The following is a 17,308-nucleotide window of genomic DNA, read 5'->3' as shown; positions in this document are numbered from 1 at the left end:
GGTGCGGGCTCAGGCCTCGCCGGCGGTGAGCCGGGAGAGCGACTGGAGCGGGATCATCAGCCAGTTCGGCCGGTTGCGCGCCTCGTAGACGCACTCGTAGACGGCCTTGTCCGCCTCGAAGGCCCGCAGGAGGGGGGAGTCCCCGCACGGGTCGATCCCGCTCGCCGCCGAGTAGCCCGCACAGAAGGCGCCGCGGTTGCGCACTGCCCACTCCTGCGCCCGGTACGCGCGCTGCGGGTCGTCGGGCTGCTCCACGAGCATGTGCCGTGCGGCGTAGTCGAAGCTGCGCAGCATCCCGGCCACGTCGCGCATCGGGCTGTCGAGCTGCCGCCGCTCGGCCAGCGGCCGGGCCGGCTCGCCCTCGAAGTCGAGCACCACCCAGCCGGTCGCGGTGCGCAGCACCTGGCCGAGGTGGAAGTCGCCGTGCACCCGCTGGCGCACCACCGTCTCGGGGCTGTCGGCGACGGCGGCGTAGACCGCCCGCAGCCGCTCGAGGTGCTCCTCCAGCTGCGGGACGACGGCGAGGGCCGCCTCGAGCCGCTCGTTCATGCCCCGGGCGGTGGCGGCGAACCAGTCGCGGTCGGCGGGCTCGGTGGGCAGCACCCGCGCGAGGTCGGCGTGCACCGACGCCGTCGCCGCGCCCAGCCGCTCGCTGTCGGCGGCGAAGTCACCGCCCACCTCGTCGGCGTGCAGGTCGCCCTCGGCGTAGAGGTCGCGGACGCTGGCCGTGGCCAGCCGCCAGCCGTCGCTGGCGTTCTGCACGAACGTCTGCAGCATCGCGACCGTGGCCGGCTCCCCGCCGTCGGCGTCGTCGATCTCCACGTGGCCGAGCAGCGGGGCGATGTGCGGGTTGTCCGTGCGGCGCAGCGCCTCGCCGATCTCGACGTCGGGGTTGAGCCCGGGCTCGAGGCGGCGGAACAGCTTGAAGATCGCGTCCTGGCCGTAGACCAGCGAGGTGTTGCTCTGCTCGGTGGACACGATGTCGCCGGGGACGCCCTCGGGGATGGGGGCGCTGCCGGAGGGGTGGAAGTGCATCGGCCCCACGGTCGAGGCCGCCACGAGGTGGGTGAGCCACGGCGTCGTGGCGTCGCGGTCGCGCATCGCGTCGTAGGCGTAGTTCTCCCGGTCGGCGCCCTCGGCGTCCTTGACCGGGACGGCGCCGATGAAGGCCGAGGTCAGGTCCTCCTCCGGGTGCGCCCGCCACGACAGCGGCACGAGGTAGGTCTCCGTCGCGCCGTCGGCGTAGGTCACCCGCACCCGGTGCACGGACACCACCGGCTCGCTGCGGGAGAGGAAGAAGCCCTCCTCGCTGACGTCGGCCCACTCGCGGCCCTTGCCGCCGAACCAGCGCTGGTGCGGCATCCAGTCCCGCAGGACGTCGGCCAGGGCGGTGCTCATCGGGGTCCTCCGGTGCTGAGCGGGACGTCGTCGCCGGTCCTGGTGTCGCTGTCGCCCGGGATCTGCTCGGCCTCGCTGACCAGGCCGGCGGCCAGCAGCGAGTCGGCGACCGGGCTGGTCGCGGACCCCGGCTCCGCGGGGGGCTCCTCGACCGGTTCCACCGGCTTGGACAGCTCGAACCAGTAGAAGCCGTGCCCGGCGAGGGTGAGCATGTAGGGCAGCACGCCGATCTGCGGGAACTCCACCCGGCCGGTGAGCTCGATCGGCGTGTAGCCCTCGAAGCGGCGCAGGTCGAGCTCCACCGGCTGCGGGAAGCGGGACAGGTTGTTGACGCACAGCACGATGTCGTCGCCGAACTCGCGGACGAACGACAGCACCGTGGGGTTGCGCGAGCCGATCTCCTCGTAGGTGCCGCGGCCGAAGGTCGGGTGCTCCTTGCGGACGGCGATCATCCGGCGGATCCACTGCAGCATCGAGTTGCTGTTGCGCAGCTGCGCCTCGACGTTGGTGGTCTGGTAGCCGTAGACCGGGTCCTGGTTGAGCGGCAGGTACATCCGCTGCGGGTCGGCGGTGGAGAAGCCGCCGTTGCGGTCGGGCGTCCACTGCATCGGCGTGCGGACGCCGTCGCGGTCGCCGAGCCAGATGTTGTCGCCCATGCCGATCTCGTCGCCGTAGTAGAGGACCGGCGACCCGGGCAGGCTCAGCAGCAGGGCGTTGAACAGCTCGAGGGTGTTGAGGTCGTTCTCCAGCAGCGGCGCCAGCCGGCGTCGGATGCCGATGTTGGCCTTCATGCGGGGGTCCTTGGCGTACTCCGCCCACATGTAGTCGCGCTCCTCGTCGGTGACCATCTCGAGGGTCAGCTCGTCGTGGTTGCGCAGGAAGATGCCCCACTGGCAGTTGTCGGGGATCGGCGGCGTCTGGGCCATGATCTCCGAGATCGGGAACCGCTGCTCCCGGCGGGCGGCCATGAACAGCCGCGGCATGACCGGGAAGTGGAAGGCCATCTGGCACTCGTCGCCGTTCTCGCCGAAGTACTCGACGACGTCGGCCGGCCACTGGTTGGCCTCGCACAGCAGCACGCGGTCGGGGTAGTCGGCGTCGACCACCTTGCGCACGTGCTTGAGGAACTCGTGGGTGCGGGGGAGGTTCTCGCCGTTGGTGCCCTCCTCCTCGAACAGGTAGGGCACGGCGTCGAGCCGGAAGCCGTCGATGCCGAGGTCGAGCCAGAAGCGCAGGGCGTCGATGATCGCCTCCTGCACCTTCGGGTTCTCGAAGTTGAGGTCGGGCTGGTGGGAGAAGAAGCGGTGCCAGAAGTACTGCTTGCGCACCGGGTCGAACGTCCAGTTCGAGCTCTCGGTGTCGACGAAGATGATCCGCGCGTCGGCGTAGCCGGTGTCGTCGTCGGCCCACACGTAGAAGTCGCCGTAGGGACCGTCGGGATCGCTGCGGCTGGCCTGGAACCAGGGGTGCTGGTCCGAGGTGTGGTTCATGACGAAGTCGATGATCACGCGGATGCCGCGGGCGTGGGCCGCCTGCAGCAGGGCGCGGAAGTCGTCGATGTCGCCGAACTCCGGCAGCACGGCGGTGTAGTCGCTGACGTCGTAGCCGCCGTCGCGCAGCGGCGAGGCGAAGAACGGCGGCAGCCACAGGCAGTCGACGCCGAGCCACTGCAGGTAGTCCAGCTTGTCGAGCATGCCGCGCAGGTCGCCGATGCCGTCGGCGTTGCTGTCGGCGAAGCCGCGGACGAGCACCTCGTAGAAGACGGCGCGCTTGAACCACAGCGGGTCGCTGCCGCGTGGCGGCAGGCCGGAGGTCGAGTCGGTGGGGTCGGGCACGGGGAGCGTCATCGGTGCGGGTCGTCCTCGCGGTTCAGCGGTGGTCCGGGGAAGGGGCGGTCGGCGCTCAGCGGACCGGCGGGGGCCAGGTGACCGGCCGGGGGAGGTGCACCGAGAAGACGTGCGCGGGCTCCCAGTACGGGTCCAGCTCGACGTAGTTGAACTGGCCCCAGTCGTAACGCGCGCCGGTGATCTCGTCGGTCACGGCGAACCGCTCGTGCCAGTCGAGGCCGAGCGCCGGCAGGTCCAGCGACGTCGTCCCGATCTGCCGGTTCTGGCTGTCGAGCGCGCAGACCACGAGGACGGCGTCCTGCGAGCCCGGGTCGGTCTTGGAGAAGCAGATCAGGTTGCCGTTGTCCACGCCGTGGAAGCGCAGCGTGCGCAGCTGCTGCAGCGCCGGGTGCGCCCGCCGGATCTCGTTGAGCCTCCGCAGGTAGGGCGCGAGGCTCCGCCCGGCGGCCTCGGCGCCCGCCCAGTCGCGGGGGCGCAGCCGGTACTTCTCGCTGTCGAGGTACTCCTCGCTGCCGGGCTTGACCGCCACGTGCTCGAACAGCTCGTAGCCGGAGTACACGCCCCAGGTCGGGCTCATCATCGACGCGAGCACCGCGCGGATCTTGAACATCGGCGGGCCGCCGTACTGCAGGCTCGCGTGCAGGATGTCCGGCGTGTTCACGAAGAAGTTCGGCCGCATGTAGTGCGCGTTGGAGGCGAGCTCCCGGCCGTACTCCTCGATCTCCTCGCGGCCGGTCCGCCACGTGAAGTAGGTGTAGGACTGCGTGAAGCCGATCCGCGCGAGCTGGTGCATCATCGCCGGCCGGGTGAACGCCTCGGCCAGGAACAGCACGTCGGGGTCGGTCTCCTTGACCTTCCAGATCAGCCAGTGCCAGAAGTCCAGCGGCTTGGTGTGCGGGTTGTCGACGCGGAAGATCCGCACGCCGGCGTCCATCCACACCCGCACGACCCGCAGCACCTCGGCGTAGATGCCCTCGGGGTCGTTGTCGAAGTTGACCGGGTAGATGTCCTGGTACTTCTTCGGCGGGTTCTCCGCGTAGGCGATCGTGCCGTCGGGCTTGGTGGTGAACCACTCCGGGTGCTCGGCGACCCACGGGTGGTCGGGCGCGGCCTGCAGCGCGAGGTCCAGCGCCACCTCCATGCCGAGGGACCGGGTGCGCTCGACGAAGGCGCGGAAGTCCTCCATCGTGCCGAGCTGCGGGTGGACGGCGTCGTGGCCGCCCTCCGCGCTGCCGATGGCCCACGGCGAGCCGACGTCGTCGGGGCCGACCTCGTTCGGGTTGCCGCCGGGGAACTGGGCGGTGTTCGGGCCCTTGCGGTTGACCCTCCCGATCGGGTGGATCGGCGGCAGGTAGACGACGTCGAAGCCCATGTCGGCGATCGCGGGGAGCCGGTCGGCGGCGGTGGTGAACGTGCCGTGCGTGGGCTGCCCGCCGACGACGGGGCCCTCCGAGCGCGGGAAGAACTCGTACCAGGAGCCGTAGAGCGCGGTCGGCCGGTCGACCCACACCTCGTGGTCGGCGGTCGGGGTGACCAGCTCGCGGACCGGGTGCGCGTCGAGGTACTGCTGCACCCCGGTGGCCAGCGCCGGGGCAACCCGCTCGTGCAGGCCGCGCGTCTCGTCGCGCAGCGCGGTGACCGCGTCGGTGAGCCGGCCGCGCCACTCGTCGTCGGCCCCGGCGGCCACGCGCTCGAGCAGCCGCGCGCCCTCCTCGAGGTCGTTGGCGAGCTCGGCCGGGCCCTGGCCGGCGTCGATCTTCACCTCGACGGCGTGGTGCCAGGTGGCCAGCGGGTCGCTCCACGCCTCGACGCGGAAGGTCCAGCGGCCCTCGCGGTCGGGCACGACCGTGGCGATCCAGCGGTCGGGCTCCTCGCCGTAGCGGCGCATGCGGGTGAAGGCACCGCGCGTCCCGTCGGGGGCGGTCCAGACGACGTCGGCGGCGACGGCGTCGTGGCCCTCGCGGAACACGGTGGCCGTGATCGGCAGGTGCTCACCGACCACGGCGCGGGCCGAGAAGGACCCGCAGGACACGACGGGGGCGACATCGGAGATGCCGAGGCGGAGGTCAGGTCGGCGAGTCATCGCGGCCACGCTATCCAGCCGGGGGGTCGCCCACACCTCGGCCGGGGCGGCCCCACCCGTCCGGCTCCTGCACCCTGCGGTGCGGTATCCGGCGCGTTCCGCTCACCCTGTCGTGCGGGGGTCTCCTGGCTAGGCTCGCCGCGTGCGAGCACTCCGTCGGTTCACCGTCCGCGCCGCCCTGCCCGAGGCCCTCACGCCGCTGTCCCAGCTGGTCATGAACCTCCGCTGGTCGTGGCACGCCGAGACACGCGACCTGTTCGAGGCGCTCGACCCCGACCTGTGGCGCCGGTGCGGCAACGACCCGGTCAAGGTCCTGGGCGAGGTGTCGGCCGAGCGGCTGGCCACGCTCTCGACCGACCGCCGGTTCCTCCGCCGCCTGACCGACGTCGTCGACGACCTCGAGGACTACCTGTCCGCCGAGCACTGGTACCAGTCGCTGGGCCCCGACGCCCCGCGGTCGATCGCCTACTTCTCCGCCGAGTTCGGCATCACCGAGGTGCTGCCGCAGTACTCCGGCGGCCTCGGCATCCTCGCCGGCGACCACCTGAAGGCCGCCTCCGACCTCGGCGTCCCGCTGATCGGCGTCGGGCTGCTCTACCGGGCCGGCTACTTCGAGCAGGGCCTGTCGGCCGACGGCTGGCAGCTCGAGCACTACCCCTCGCTGGACCCGCACGGCCTGCCGGTGAAGCTGCTGCGCCAGCCCGACGGGTCCGCCGTCGTCATCTCCGTGCCGCTGCCCGAGGGCCGCACCCTGCACGCGCACGTGTGGCGGGCGCAGGTCGGCCGCGTCTCGCTGCTGCTGCTCGACAGCGACATCGAGGAGAACACCCCGGCCGAGCGGGGCGTCACCGACCGGCTCTACGGCGGCGACGAGGACCACCGCCTGCGCCAGGAGATGCTGCTCGGCATCGGCGGCGTGCGGGCGCTGCGCGCCTACTGCCAGCTCACCGGCACCCCGCAGCCGGAGGTGTTCCACGCCAACGAGGGCCACGCCGGCTTCCAGGGCGTCGAGCGCATCCGCGAGCTCACCGAGTCGCACGGGCTGACCTTCGCCGAGGCGCTGCAGGCGGTCCGCGCGGGCACCGTGTTCACCACGCACACGCCCGTCCCGGCGGGCATCGACCGTTTCCCGCGGGCGCTGATCGAGCGCTACTTCGCGGGCTTCGGCGTCCCGCTCGAGCACCTCATCCCGCTCGGCGCCGAGGACGACCCGGCGAAGTTCAACATGGCGCACATGGGCCTGCGGCTCGGCCAGCGGGCCAACGGCGTCAGCCAGCTGCACGGGCACGTCAGCCGCGGCATGTTCAGCGACCTGTGGCCGGGGTTCGACGAGTCCGACGTCCCGATCGGCTCGATCACCAACGGCGTGCACGCCCCCACCTGGACCGCCCGGGAGCTCGTCGAGCTCGGCACCCAGAGCTCCCGCAGCGGCGACCCGTTCGAGGGCTCCGGCGTCGCGGTCTTCGACGGCGTCGACCGGATCCCGGCGCTGGAGCTGTGGAACACCCGCCGGATGCTGCGCGGCCGGCTGGTGGAGGAGGTGCGCCGCCGGCTGCGGGAGACCGCGCTGTCCCGCGGCGCGGCCGAGGCCGAGGTGGGCTGGACCGACACCGCCTTCGACCCCGACGTCCTCACCATCGGCTTCGCCCGCCGGGTGCCGTCCTACAAGCGGCTCACCCTCATGCTGCGCGACCCCGAGCGGCTGCGGGCGCTGCTGCTCGACCCCGACCGGCCGGTGCAGCTGGTCATCGCCGGCAAGAGCCACCCGGCCGACGACGGCGGCAAGCAGCTGATCCAGCAGATGGTGAAGTTCGCCGACGACCCGGCGATCCGGCACCGCATCGCCTTCCTGCCCGGCTACGACATCGGCATGGCCCGCTACCTCTACTGGGGCTGCGACGTCTGGCTGAACAACCCGCTGCGGCCGCTGGAGGCCTGCGGCACCTCGGGCATGAAGGCCGCGCTCAACGGCGGGCTCAACCTCTCCATCCGCGACGGCTGGTGGGACGAGTGGTTCGACGGCCAGAACGGCTGGGCGATCCCGACCGCCGACGGCGTGAGCGACCACTCCCGCCGCGACGACGTCGAGGCCCGCGCGATCTACGACCTGCTGGCCACCCAGGTGCTGCCGCGGTTCTACGAGACCGACCGCGACGGCATCCCGACCCGCTGGGTGGAGATGGTGCGGCACACGCTGCGCGAGACGGGGCCCAAGGTGCTGGCCACCCGGATGGTCCGCGACTACGTCGAGCAGCTGTACGTCCCGGCCGCGGGCTCCTCCCGGTCGATGGCCGACGCCGGCTACGCCCCGGCGCGCGACGAGGCGCAGTGGCGGGCCCGGCTGCTGGAGAACTGGAGCAGCGTGCGGGTGGCGCACGTGGAGGCCACCGGCGCCGGCGACACCCCGGAGATCGGCTCGACCCTGGCGCTGCGCGCCGAGGTGGAGCTGCCGCACCTGACGCCGGGCGACGTCGAGGTGCAGGCCGCCTACGGGCGGGTCGACGACGCCGACGGGCTGCACGAGGTGACGACGGTGCCGATGGTCCACGAGCACACCGAGGGCTCGCGGCACTGGTTCACCGCCACGCTGCCCCTGGAGCGGACCGGCGCCTTCGGCTACACCGTGCGCGTGCTCCCGCACTCCGCGCACCTGGCCGACCCGGCCGAGCTGGGGCTGGTCCGCTCGGCCTGACCCGGGATCACCCGTCACGCCGGTCGCAGCGTCCCCACCGGGCGCGGGCGACCGGCGTGGCGGTGGCCGCCGGGCCGCGCGGACCCCGGCCCGGTCACTAGGCTGGCGCGCATGCCCGACCGCTGTGAAGTCCTGCCCGGAGACGCCGTCGTCGCCCGACGCGGCGGTGGCCTGCTCTGGGTGGACGCTCCCGGCTCGCCGGCGCTCGTCGCCGCCCTGCACGCCTGCCTGGGCGTCTCGGGCCCCGGCGCCGACCGCGTCCTGGCCGCCGTCGCCGCGCAAGTGCACTCCCTGGGCGGTGGAGCGGCGTCCTTCGCGCTCGTCCTGACCGACTCCCAGGGCGGCTCGGGCACCGGCGTCGCGCTGTGGTCGGGCAAGGGCCAGCCCGCGGTCGACAACGTCCCGGTCTCCGGCCAGCCCACCGAGGGCTGCAGCCTCGCCGCGGGCTTCCCGCTCGGCGCCACGCTCTACGTCGGTCCCGGGCAGGCCGCCCCGTCGATGCCGCCGGGCGTCGCCTACGACCTCGCCGAGGGCACCGTGCCGGGCTCCGGCGCGCTGCTGCACCTGGCGGCGCCCGCCTCCGCCGGTGCCGCCGTCCCGCCGTCGGCGCCCGCGCAGCCGTCGTCGTTCACCGCGGGCTCGGACGCCGGCTTCGCCGGTGCCTCCTCCTTCGGCGCCGCGCCGTCCTACACCCCGGGCGGCTCCTCGGCTGCGTCGTCGGCGCCCGCGCGCGCCGACGAGGGCGAGGAGACGGCGTTCTGGAAGCCCGACACCGCCTCCGCGCCGGTGCTGCGGTTCGACGACGGCCTCGTCGTCACCGTCGACGAGGACCTGGTGCTCGGCCGCCGCCCCGACAGCCACGAGCTGGTCACCGCCGGCAACGCGCGGCCGGTGCCGATCGCCGACACGCAGAACGTGCTGTCCTCGGCGCACGCCGCCATCCAGCGCCAGGGCCGCGAGGTCACCCTCACCGACCTCGGCTCGCTCAACGGCACGCACGTCGCCGGTCCCGAGGCCACCGAGTGGACGCAGCTCGAGCCCGGCGTCGCGCACCCGCTCTCCGACGGCGACCGCCTCCTGCTCGGCTGGACGGTCATCACCTACGAGCAGCCGGAGTAGACGCGACATCGCGATCCTCCGGATCGCACCGCGGCCACGAGCCGTACCCGGCCTGCGTGGAGGCCCCTCCGTCCCCCGTCGGGGGACCCTGCGGGCCCCGCTCCGGGCGACCCGCTGCGCGGAGCCGTGTCGTTCCTCGGGGGACCCTCCGGGCCCCCGCTCGTCACGACGGTCGCCGCAGGACGCGCAGCAGCCAGACGCAGCGGGGCAGCACCTCGATCGGGCCGGGCGCGACCACGGCCGGCCGCGGGGGAGCGCCGGTCGGCCACTCGGTGCTGACGACGAACTCGTAGCCGTCGGCCCACGGCGGCCCGGGCAGGTGCACGGTCACCGGCTCGGGGCCGGCGTGCAGCTGCACCAGGTAGGAGTCGTCGACCACGCGGCGGCCGCGGGCGTCGCGGTGCCGGATGCCGCGGCCGTCGAGGTACATGCCGACGGTCTGCAGGCCGCCGTCGAACCATTCCGCCGTCGTGAGCTGCCCGCCGCCGGGGGCGAACCAGGCGACGTCACGGGTGCCGCCGGTGCCCGGGATCTCGTGGCCCTCGAAGAACGCCTCCTGGCGCAGCACCGGGGCGCCGCGGCGCACGGCGACCAGCCGGCTGACGAACTCCAGCAGCTCGGCGTCGACGCTCGCCCAGTCGATCCAGGAGATCTCGTTGTCCTGGCAGTAGGCGTTGTTGTTGCCGCCCTGGGTGCGGCCGAGCTCGTCGCCGGCGGTGAGCATGGGCACGCCGGTGGACAGCAGCAGCGTGGCCAGGTGGTTGCGCACCTGCCGGGCGCGCAGCGCGAGGACGTCCGGGTCGTCGGTGGGGCCCTCGACGCCGCAGTTCCAGTTGCGGTTGTGGCTCTCGCCGTCGCGGTTGTCCTCGCCGTTGGCCTCGTTGCGCTTGTGCTCGTAGGTGACGAGGTCGGCCATCGGGAAGCCGTCGTGGGCGGTGACGAAGTTGACGCTGGCGAAGGGCCGGCGGCCGTCGGAGCGGTAGAGGTCCGAGGAGCCGGTCAGCCGGTAGGCGAGGTCGCGCACGCCCACCCGCGCCCCGGACCACACGTCGCGCACCGTGTCGCGGTACTTGCCGTTCCACTCGGTCCACAGCGGCGGGAAGTTGCCCACCTGGTAGCCGCCCTCGCCGATGTCCCACGGCTCGGCGATGAGCTTCACCTGGCTGACCACCGGGTCCTGGTGGACGACGTCGAAGAACGCCGACAGCCGGTCGACGTCGTGCATCGAGCGGGCCAGCGCCGCGGCCAGGTCGAACCGGAAGCCGTCGACGTGCATCTCGGTGACCCAGTAGCGCAGCGAGTCCATGAGCATCGCCAGCACCTGCGGCCGGCGGACGTCGAGGGTGTTCCCGCACCCGGTGTAGTCGGTGTAGCGGGCCCGGTTGGCGCCGTCGAGCCGGTAGTAGCCGGGGTTGTCGATGCCGCGCAGCGACAGCGTCGGCCCGGTCGAGTCGCCCTCGGCGGTGTGGTTGTAGACGACGTCGAGCACCACCTCGATCCCCGCGGCGTGCAGGGCCTTGACCATCGCCTTGAACTCGGTGACCTGGGCGCCGCCGGAGCCCGTGGAGCTGTAGGCGGCGTGCGGGGCGAAGTAGCCGAGGGTGTTGTAGCCCCAGTAGTTGGTCAGCCCGCGGCGCAGCAGGTGCGGCTCGCTCACGAAGTGGTGCACCGGCAGCAGTTCGACGGCGGTGACGCCGAGGGACTGCAGGTGCTCCACGAACGCCGGGTGCGCCAGGCCCGCGTAGGTGCCCCGCAGCGCCGGGGGGACGTCGGGGTGGCCCATCGTGGCGCCCTTGACGTGCACCTCGTAGATGACGGTGTCCGACCACGGCGTCGCCGGCCGCCGGTCGCCGTCCCACGGGAAGGAGTCGTGGACGACGACGCCGCGCGGCACGAACGGCGCCGAGTCGCGGGGGTCGGGGGAGGCGGCGTCGACGCCGTCGGGGCGGAAGCCGAACAGCGCCGGGTCGAGGGTCAGCTCGCCGTCGACGGCGCGGGCGTAGGGGTCCAGCAGCAGCTTGGCCGGGTTCCACCGCGAGCCGGCGCCGGGGTCGTAGGGGCCGTGCACCCGGTAGCCGTAGCGCTGGCCGGGGCCGACGCCGGCGAGCCGGCCGTGCCACACCTGGTGCGTGGTCTCCTGCAGCCGGTGCCGGTGCTCCGTACCGTCGGGGCCGAACAGGCACAGGTCGACGGCGCCCGCCCCGGCCGACCACAGCGCGAAGTTGGTGCCCGTGCCGTCCCAGTGCGCGCCGAGCGGCGTGGGGGAGCCGGGCCACACCTCCGGGCCGCCGGTGCCGTGCTCAGGAGTCCTCACGCCGCGATCGTGCCCGGTCCGCCTGCCGGGCGGCGGGATCCGGGGTGCTGTTTGGATGGGGTCGTGTCGAGCAGCGCTCTCCCGAGCGGTGGGGTGTCCCCCGGAGCCGAGCCGGTCGTCGAGATGCGCGGGGTGGACGTCGTGCGCGGCACCTCGCACCTGCTGCGGGGGGTCGACTGGACGGTGCTGCCCGAGCAGCGGTGGGTGGTCCTCGGGCCCAACGGCGCGGGGAAGACGACGCTGTTGCAGCTGGCCGGCGCGCACATGCACCCGACCCGGGGCGAGGTGCGGCTGCTCGGCGAGACGATGGGCGCGGTCGACGTGTTCGAGCTGCGGCCGCGGATCGGGCTGACCAGCGCCGCGCTGGCCCAGCGGATCGAGCCCGGCGAGCGCACCGGCGACGTCGTCCTGTCGGCCGGCTACGCGATCGTCGGCCGCGCGCGGGAGCGCTACGACATCCACGACCTCACCCGGGCGGCGCTGCTCATGCAGCAGTGGGGTGTGCAGTCGATCGCCCACCGGCCGTTCGGCACGCTCAGCGAGGGCGAGCGCAAGCGGGTGCAGATCGCCCGCGCCCTCATGCCCGACCCGGAGCTGCTGCTGCTCGACGAGCCCGGCGCCGGCCTCGACCTCGGCGGCCGCGAGGACCTCGTCAGCCGGCTGTCCGACCTCGCCCGCTACCTGTTCGCCCCGGCGCAGGTGCTGGTCACCCACCACGTCGAGGAGATCCCGCCGGGCTACACGCACGCGCTGCTGCTGCGCGGCGGGACCGTGGTGGCCTCCGGCCCGCTCGGCCAGGTGCTCACCGGCGAGACGCTGTCGGAGACCTTCGGCCTGCCCCTGCAGCTCACCCGCGCCGACGGCCGCTTCACCGCCCGCCGCCGGTCCTGACGCCGCCCGCCTGGCTAGGGTGCCGGGCATGGTTGGAACACCGGAGTTCGTGACCCTGTCGGTCGAGGACGGGGTGGGCACGATCCGCCTCGACCGGCCGAAGATGAACGCCATCGACGAGCAGCTGCACACCGAGGTGCGCGCCGCCGCGATGCAGGCCGCCGAGCGCGACGACGTCCGCGCCGTGGTGCTCTACGGCGGCGAGCGGGTGTTCGCCGCCGGCGCCGACATCAAGGCCATGTCCCAGCTCGACGGCCGCTCCATGGTCGCCTGGGGCCGGGAGCTGACGAACTCCTTCACCGCCGTCGCCCGCATCCCCAAGCCCGTGATCGCGGCCATCACCGGCTACGCCCTCGGCGGCGGCTACGAGCTCGCGCTGTGCGCCGACTTCCGGGTCATGGGCGCCGGGGCGAAGGTCGGCCAGCCGGAGATCCTGCTCGGCGTCATCCCCGGCGCCGGCGGCACGCAGCGGCTCGCCCGCCTCGTCGGCCCGGCGAAGGCCAAGGACCTCGTGTTCACCGGCCGGCACGTCGGCGCGGAGGAGGCCCTGGAGATGGGCCTGGCCGACGCCGTCGTCCCCGACGCCGAGGTGTACGACACCGCCGTCGCCATGGCGCGCAGGTTCGCCGCCGGGCCGCCGCTGGCCCTCGCCGCGGCCAAGCGTGCGGTCGACGAGGGGCTCGACCTGCCGCTGCAGGGCGGCCTGGAGCTGGAGAGCCGGCTGTTCGCCGAGCTGTTCGACACCGAGGACCAGGCCACCGGGATGCGCTCGTTCCTGGAGAACGGCCCGGGCAAGGCCACCTTCAGCGGCCGCTGACCGTTCCCGTCGCCGACTGTTCGGCGGACGGTCACCCGAACCCGCCTCCCGGACGGTCCGGTTCTGCCACCATCCGCAGGGCCTTCCGGCCGACCCGTTCCCCTTCCCCTGGAGGACCCCCGTGCGAACCACCCCCACCCTGAGGACCGCGTCCGTGCTGGCGGCCGCTGCCCTCGTGCTCACGGCCTGCGGAGGGGGGAGTGACGACGGCGGCTCCGGCGGCGGGAGCGGCGGCGACGCGGCGAGCGCCCGCTCGGCCGAGGACCTCGGCGGCATGGACGCCCTGGTCGAGGCCGCGCAGGCCGAGGGCGAGCTCAACGTCATCGCGCTGCCGCCGGACTGGGCGAACTACGGCGAGATCATCTCCGCCTTCGAGGAGGAGTACGGGATCACCGTCAACAGCGCGCTGCCCGACGGCTCCAGCCAGGACGAGCTCAACGCCGTCGAGAGCCAGCGCGGCCAGGACCGGGCGCCCGACGTGCTCGACCTCGGCACCGCCTTCGCCCGCCAGGCGCAGGCCCAGGACCTCCTCGCGCCGTACCAGGTGGAGACCTGGGACGACATCCCCGAGGGCCAGAAGGACCCCGAGGGCCACTGGTACAACGACTACGGCGGCTACATCTCCATCGGCTGCAACGCCACGGTGATCGCCGAGTGCCCGACGAGCTTCGCCGACCTGCTCGACCCGCAGTACGCCGGCCAGGTCGCGCTCAACGGCAACCCGACCCAGGCCGCCGCCGCGTTCGCCGGCGTCTGGGCGGCCTCGCTGGCCAACGGCGGCAGCCTCGACGACATCGGCCCGGGCATCGACTTCTTCGCCCAGGTGAAGGAGGCCGGCAACTTCAACCCGGTCGAGATCACCCCGGCCACCATCCAGAGCGGTGAGACGCCGCTGGCCATCGACTGGGACTACCTCAACGCCGGCCTGACGGAGACGCTCGCCGCCGACGGCGTCGAGTGGCAGGTCGCCGTCCCCAGCGACGGCCTGTTCGGCGGCTACTACAGCCAGGCGATCAGCGCCTACGCCCCGCACCCGGCCGCCGCGCGGCTGTGGCAGGAGTTCCTGTACTCCGACCGCGGCCAGAACCTGTACCTGGCCGGCGGCGCCCGCCCGGTCCGGCAGGCCGCGATGGAGGAGGCCGGCACCGCCGACGCCGAGGCGCTCGCCGCCCTGCCGCCGGTCGAGGGCACCGCGGAGTTCCCGACCCAGGAGCAGGAGACCGCCGCGCAGCAGGTGGTCGCCACCCGCTGGAACCAGGAGATCTCGGGCTGAGCACCGTCGTCGCGAGCCCCGCGCCGGCGTCCCCCCGGGGGCGCCGGCGCGGGCGTCTGCTGCCGCTGCTGGGGATCGTGCCGTTCCTGCTCTACGTCGCGGTGTTCCTGCTGCTGCCGGTCGGCGTGCTCGCCGTCGAGGCCTTCCGCGCGGTCGACCCGGTCACCTTCGAGGAGTCCTGGTCGACGTCGAACATCGGCGCGATCGCCGAGGGCGCCTACGCCCGGTCCTACGCGGGCAGCCTGCGCCTGTCGGCGATCACCGCGGTGCTCGGCGCCGTCCTCGGGCTGGCGCTCGCCTTCGCCGTCGTGACCAGCCGCCGCGGCCGGCTGCTGCGCCGCCTGGTGCTCACCGCGTCGGGCGTGCTGGCCAACTTCGGCGGCATCCCACTGGCCTTCGCCTTCATCGCCACCATCGGCACGCAGGGCGTCGTCACCGCGGTGCTCACCGGCCCGCTCGGCCTCGACGGCTTCTCGCTGTACTCGATGACCGGCCTGGCGCTGGTCTACCTCTACTTCCTCGTCCCGCTGATGGTCCTGACGATCGTCCCGGCGATCGAGGCGCTGCGGCCGCAGTGGCGGGAGGCCGCCGAGGTGCTCGGCGCCAGCCGCTGGCAGTACTGGCGGCACGTGGGCGGGCCGGTGCTCGCCCCGCCGGTGCTCGGCGCGACCGTGCTGCTGTTCGCCTCCGCGTTCGCCGCCTACGCCACCGCCCGGGCGCTGGTGGGCAGCAGCGTGCCGCTGGTGACGCTGCAGATCGCCGACTCGCTGTCGAGCAACGTGATCGTCGGCGCGGAGAACCTCGGCAAGGCGCTGGCACTCGGCATGGTCGTCCTCGTCGGCCTGGTGATGGTCTTCTACACCTGGGTGCAGCGGCGCGCGTCGCGGTGGCTCGCGTGAGCGCCACCACCGCGGGGCTGTCGACCGCGGCGGTCGCCGGCGCCGGCGGGGTCGAGCCGGAGACGCCGGTCCGCCCCGCCCGCCGCGGCCGCGGCTGGTGGCGCTGGGCCGTGCTCGCCGTCCTCGGGCTGTACTTCCTCGTCCCGCTGGCCGCCTCCACCTGGTTCACCGTGCGCAGCCGCGACGGGGTCACCGCCGACGTCTACACCGGCATCCCGACGGCGGAGGGGTTCGCGGAGAACCTCGGCCGCTCGCTGCTGCTCGGCGTGCTCACCGTGGTGATCGCGCTGCTGCTCATGGTGCCGACGGTGGTGCTCGTGGAGCTGCGGCTGCCGCGCTGGCGCCCGGTGGTCGAGCTGCTCACCCTGGTGCCGCTGCTGCTGCCGCCGATCGCGCTGGTGGTCGGGGTGCGCAGCGTGCTCGCCTGGGCGCCCGACCACTTCTACGGCACGCCGCTGGCCGAGGCGTTCTTCGCGCTCCAGGAGCCGGCGCTGCCGTGGATCCTCGTGCTCGTCTACGTCGTGCTGGCGCTGCCGTTCGTCTACCGGGCGCTCGACGCCGGCGTCCGCGGCGCGCAGCTGCGCACGCTGACCGAGGCCGCGCGGGTGCTCGGCGCCTCGTGGCCGCGGCTGATGCTCACCGTCGTCCTGCCGGTGCTGCGCACGTCGGTGCTCAACGCCGCCTTCATCACCCTCGCCCTGGTGATCGGCGAGTTCACCGTCGCCAACATCCTGGGCTTCGAGACCTTCCCCACCTGGATCGTGCGCATCTCGGGCTCCCAGCCGCGCCTGTCGGTCGCGGTCTCGGTGCTGTCCCTGCTGCTCACCTGGGCGCTGCTGCTGCTGATCTCCGCGCTGGACCGCCGGCGCCGCGAGGAGGACCCCGCATGACCGCCGTCCGACCGGCCGCGCCGGCCGACCTCCGGGAGGCGCCCGGCGTCGCCGTCCGGCTCGAGGGGCTGACCCGCCGCTACGGGTCGGTCCTCGCCCTCGACGGGCTCGACCTGGAGATCGCCGGCGGGGAGTTCCTCGCCCTGCTCGGCCCCTCGGGCTGCGGCAAGACGACGGCGCTGCGGGCGATCGCCGGGTTCGAGGTGCCCGACTCCGGCCGCATCCGGTTCGACCGCCGCGACGTCACCGGCCTCCCGCCGGCCAAGCGCGACGTCGGCATGGTGTTCCAGGCCTACAGCCTGTTCCCGAACATGACGGTGGCCGACAACGTCGCCTACGGCCTGCGGGTGCGCCGCCGGGACAAGGCCGAGCGAGCCGGCCGGGCCGCGGAGCTGCTGGAGCTGGTCGGGCTCGCCGACCGCGGCGGCCGCTACCCGCACCAGCTCTCCGGCGGGCAGCAGCAGCGGGTGGCGCTGGCCCGCGCGCTCGCCGTCGCCCCGCAGGTGCTGCTGCTCGACGAGCCGCTGTCGGCCCTGGACGCGCAGGTGCGCGTGCAGCTGCGCGAGGAGATCCGCCGGATCCAGCTGGAGCTCGGCACCACCACCGTGTTCGTCACCCACGACCAGGCCGAGGCCCTGTCGGTGGCCGACCGGGTCGGGGTCATGCGCGCCGGGCGGCTGGAGCAGGTGGCCTCGCCCGACGAGCTCTACGAGCGCCCGGCGACGGCGTTCGTGGCCGGCTTCGTCGGCACGATGAACCGGATCCCGGCGGAGCTCGGCGACGGCGGCGTCGAGTTCCTCGGCGTGCGCCGCGAGGTCCTCGGGGCCACGCCGCCGGCCGGCCCGGCGACCGCGCTGGTCCGCCCCGAGGCGCTCACCGTCACCGCCGACCCGGACGGCGCCGGCCGCGTCGTCACCCGCACGTTCTCCGGCGCCACCACCCGCCTGGCGGTCGCCCTGCCCGACGGCGTGGAGGTGCAGGCCGACGTCGCGAGCGCCGACAGCCAGGGCCTCACGCCCGGCACCGCGGTCACGGTCACGCCGGCCGAGCGCCCGGTGCTCGTGGAGCCCGCGGCCGCGGACTGA

Annotated in this window: 12 protein-coding genes; 8 read left to right on the top strand and 4 right to left on the bottom strand. The window is 73.8% G+C overall.

Annotated elements, in window-relative coordinates; all coding sequences use genetic code 11:
* Positions 1-9: 9 nt before the first annotated feature.
* Genes ACI79X_RS02305 through ACI79X_RS02295 form a run of 3 tightly spaced genes read right to left on the bottom strand, consistent with a single transcriptional unit; the run spans position 10 to position 5,328 of the window.
* Entirely contained in the window at positions 10-1,398 is a 1,389-nt protein-coding gene (locus tag ACI79X_RS02305) for a maltokinase N-terminal cap-like domain-containing protein (protein ID WP_457023793.1), read from the bottom strand.
* Positions 1,395-3,245: a maltose alpha-D-glucosyltransferase gene (treS, locus tag ACI79X_RS02300; protein WP_457023792.1), complete on the bottom strand. Its 1,851-nt coding sequence runs from the start codon at positions 3,243-3,245 to the stop codon at positions 1,395-1,397. The genes ACI79X_RS02305 and treS overlap by 4 nt, the downstream gene beginning before the upstream one ends.
* Positions 3,246-3,300: 55 nt before the next feature.
* Positions 3,301-5,328, bottom strand: a complete 2,028-nt coding sequence (locus tag ACI79X_RS02295; RefSeq protein ID WP_457023791.1) for an alpha-1,4-glucan--maltose-1-phosphate maltosyltransferase — start codon at positions 5,326-5,328, stop codon at positions 3,301-3,303.
* Between the two features lie 142 nt (positions 5,329-5,470).
* Between ACI79X_RS02295 and glgP the strand changes: the two genes are divergently transcribed.
* Entirely contained in the window at positions 5,471-8,020 is a 2,550-nt protein-coding gene (gene glgP, locus ACI79X_RS02290; RefSeq protein WP_457023790.1) for an alpha-glucan family phosphorylase, read from the top strand.
* Positions 8,021-8,131: 111 nt separating this feature from the next.
* The gene (locus ACI79X_RS02285) at positions 8,132-9,139 is read left to right on the top strand and encodes an FHA domain-containing protein (RefSeq protein WP_457023789.1); all 1,008 of its coding nucleotides are present in this window, start codon (positions 8,132-8,134) and stop codon (positions 9,137-9,139) included.
* Between the two features lie 163 nt (positions 9,140-9,302).
* Here the strand turns inward: ACI79X_RS02285 and glgX are convergent, their stop codons facing one another.
* Positions 9,303-11,453, bottom strand: coding sequence for a glycogen debranching protein GlgX (glgX, locus tag ACI79X_RS02280; protein WP_457023788.1), 2,151 nt, complete (start codon positions 11,451-11,453; stop codon positions 9,303-9,305).
* Between the two features lie 63 nt (positions 11,454-11,516).
* On the opposite strand from glgX, the gene ACI79X_RS02275 reads away from it, so the two are divergent.
* The 6 genes from ACI79X_RS02275 (at position 11,517) to ACI79X_RS02250 (ending at position 17,308) form a co-directional block, all read left to right on the top strand.
* Positions 11,517-12,344, top strand: a complete 828-nt coding sequence (locus ACI79X_RS02275) for an ABC transporter ATP-binding protein (protein WP_457023787.1) — start codon at positions 11,517-11,519, stop codon at positions 12,342-12,344.
* A 28-nt stretch (positions 12,345-12,372) separates the two neighbouring features.
* Positions 12,373-13,161, top strand: coding sequence for an enoyl-CoA hydratase/isomerase family protein (locus ACI79X_RS02270; RefSeq protein ID WP_457023786.1), 789 nt, complete (start codon positions 12,373-12,375; stop codon positions 13,159-13,161).
* Positions 13,162-13,282: 121 nt separating this feature from the next.
* Positions 13,283-14,434 (top strand): ABC transporter substrate-binding protein, encoded by a 1,152-nt coding sequence (locus ACI79X_RS02265; RefSeq protein WP_457023785.1) that lies wholly within the window; start codon positions 13,283-13,285, stop codon positions 14,432-14,434.
* Positions 14,435-14,511: 77 nt separating this feature from the next.
* On the top strand, positions 14,512-15,333 hold the full coding sequence (locus tag ACI79X_RS02260; RefSeq protein ID WP_457023784.1) for an ABC transporter permease: 822 nt from the start codon (positions 14,512-14,514) through the stop codon (positions 15,331-15,333).
* Complete coding sequence (locus ACI79X_RS02255) at positions 15,330-16,223, top strand: ABC transporter permease (protein WP_457023783.1); 894 nt, start codon at positions 15,330-15,332, stop codon at positions 16,221-16,223. The genes ACI79X_RS02260 and ACI79X_RS02255 overlap by 4 nt, the downstream gene beginning before the upstream one ends.
* Positions 16,220-17,308 carry an ABC transporter ATP-binding protein gene (locus ACI79X_RS02250; protein ID WP_457023782.1) on the top strand — a complete coding sequence of 363 codons (1,089 nt, stop codon included), beginning with the start codon at positions 16,220-16,222 and terminating at the stop codon, positions 17,306-17,308. Before ACI79X_RS02255 ends, ACI79X_RS02250 begins: the two co-directional genes overlap by 4 nt.

It is taken from the genome of Geodermatophilus sp. SYSU D01119 (genome assembly GCF_054049975.1).
The sequence above is the reverse complement of the archived record's forward strand: the minus strand, read 5'-3'. Positions and strand labels throughout refer to the sequence as shown.

Coding starts and splice junctions, on each gene's coding strand:
- ACI79X_RS02305 (WP_457023793.1), bottom strand. CDS start 1,398: ATGAGCACCGCCCTGGCCGACGTCCTGCGGGACTGGATGCCGCACCAG.
- treS (WP_457023792.1), bottom strand. CDS start 3,245: ATGACGCTCCCCGTGCCCGACCCCACCGACTCGACCTCCGGCCTGCCG.
- ACI79X_RS02295 (WP_457023791.1), bottom strand. CDS start 5,328: ATGACTCGCCGACCTGACCTCCGCCTCGGCATCTCCGATGTCGCCCCC.
- ACI79X_RS02285 (WP_457023789.1), top strand. CDS start 8,132: ATGCCCGACCGCTGTGAAGTCCTGCCCGGAGACGCCGTCGTCGCCCGA.
- ACI79X_RS02270 (WP_457023786.1), top strand. CDS start 12,373: ATGGTTGGAACACCGGAGTTCGTGACCCTGTCGGTCGAGGACGGGGTG.
- ACI79X_RS02250 (WP_457023782.1), top strand. CDS start 16,220: ATGACCGCCGTCCGACCGGCCGCGCCGGCCGACCTCCGGGAGGCGCCC.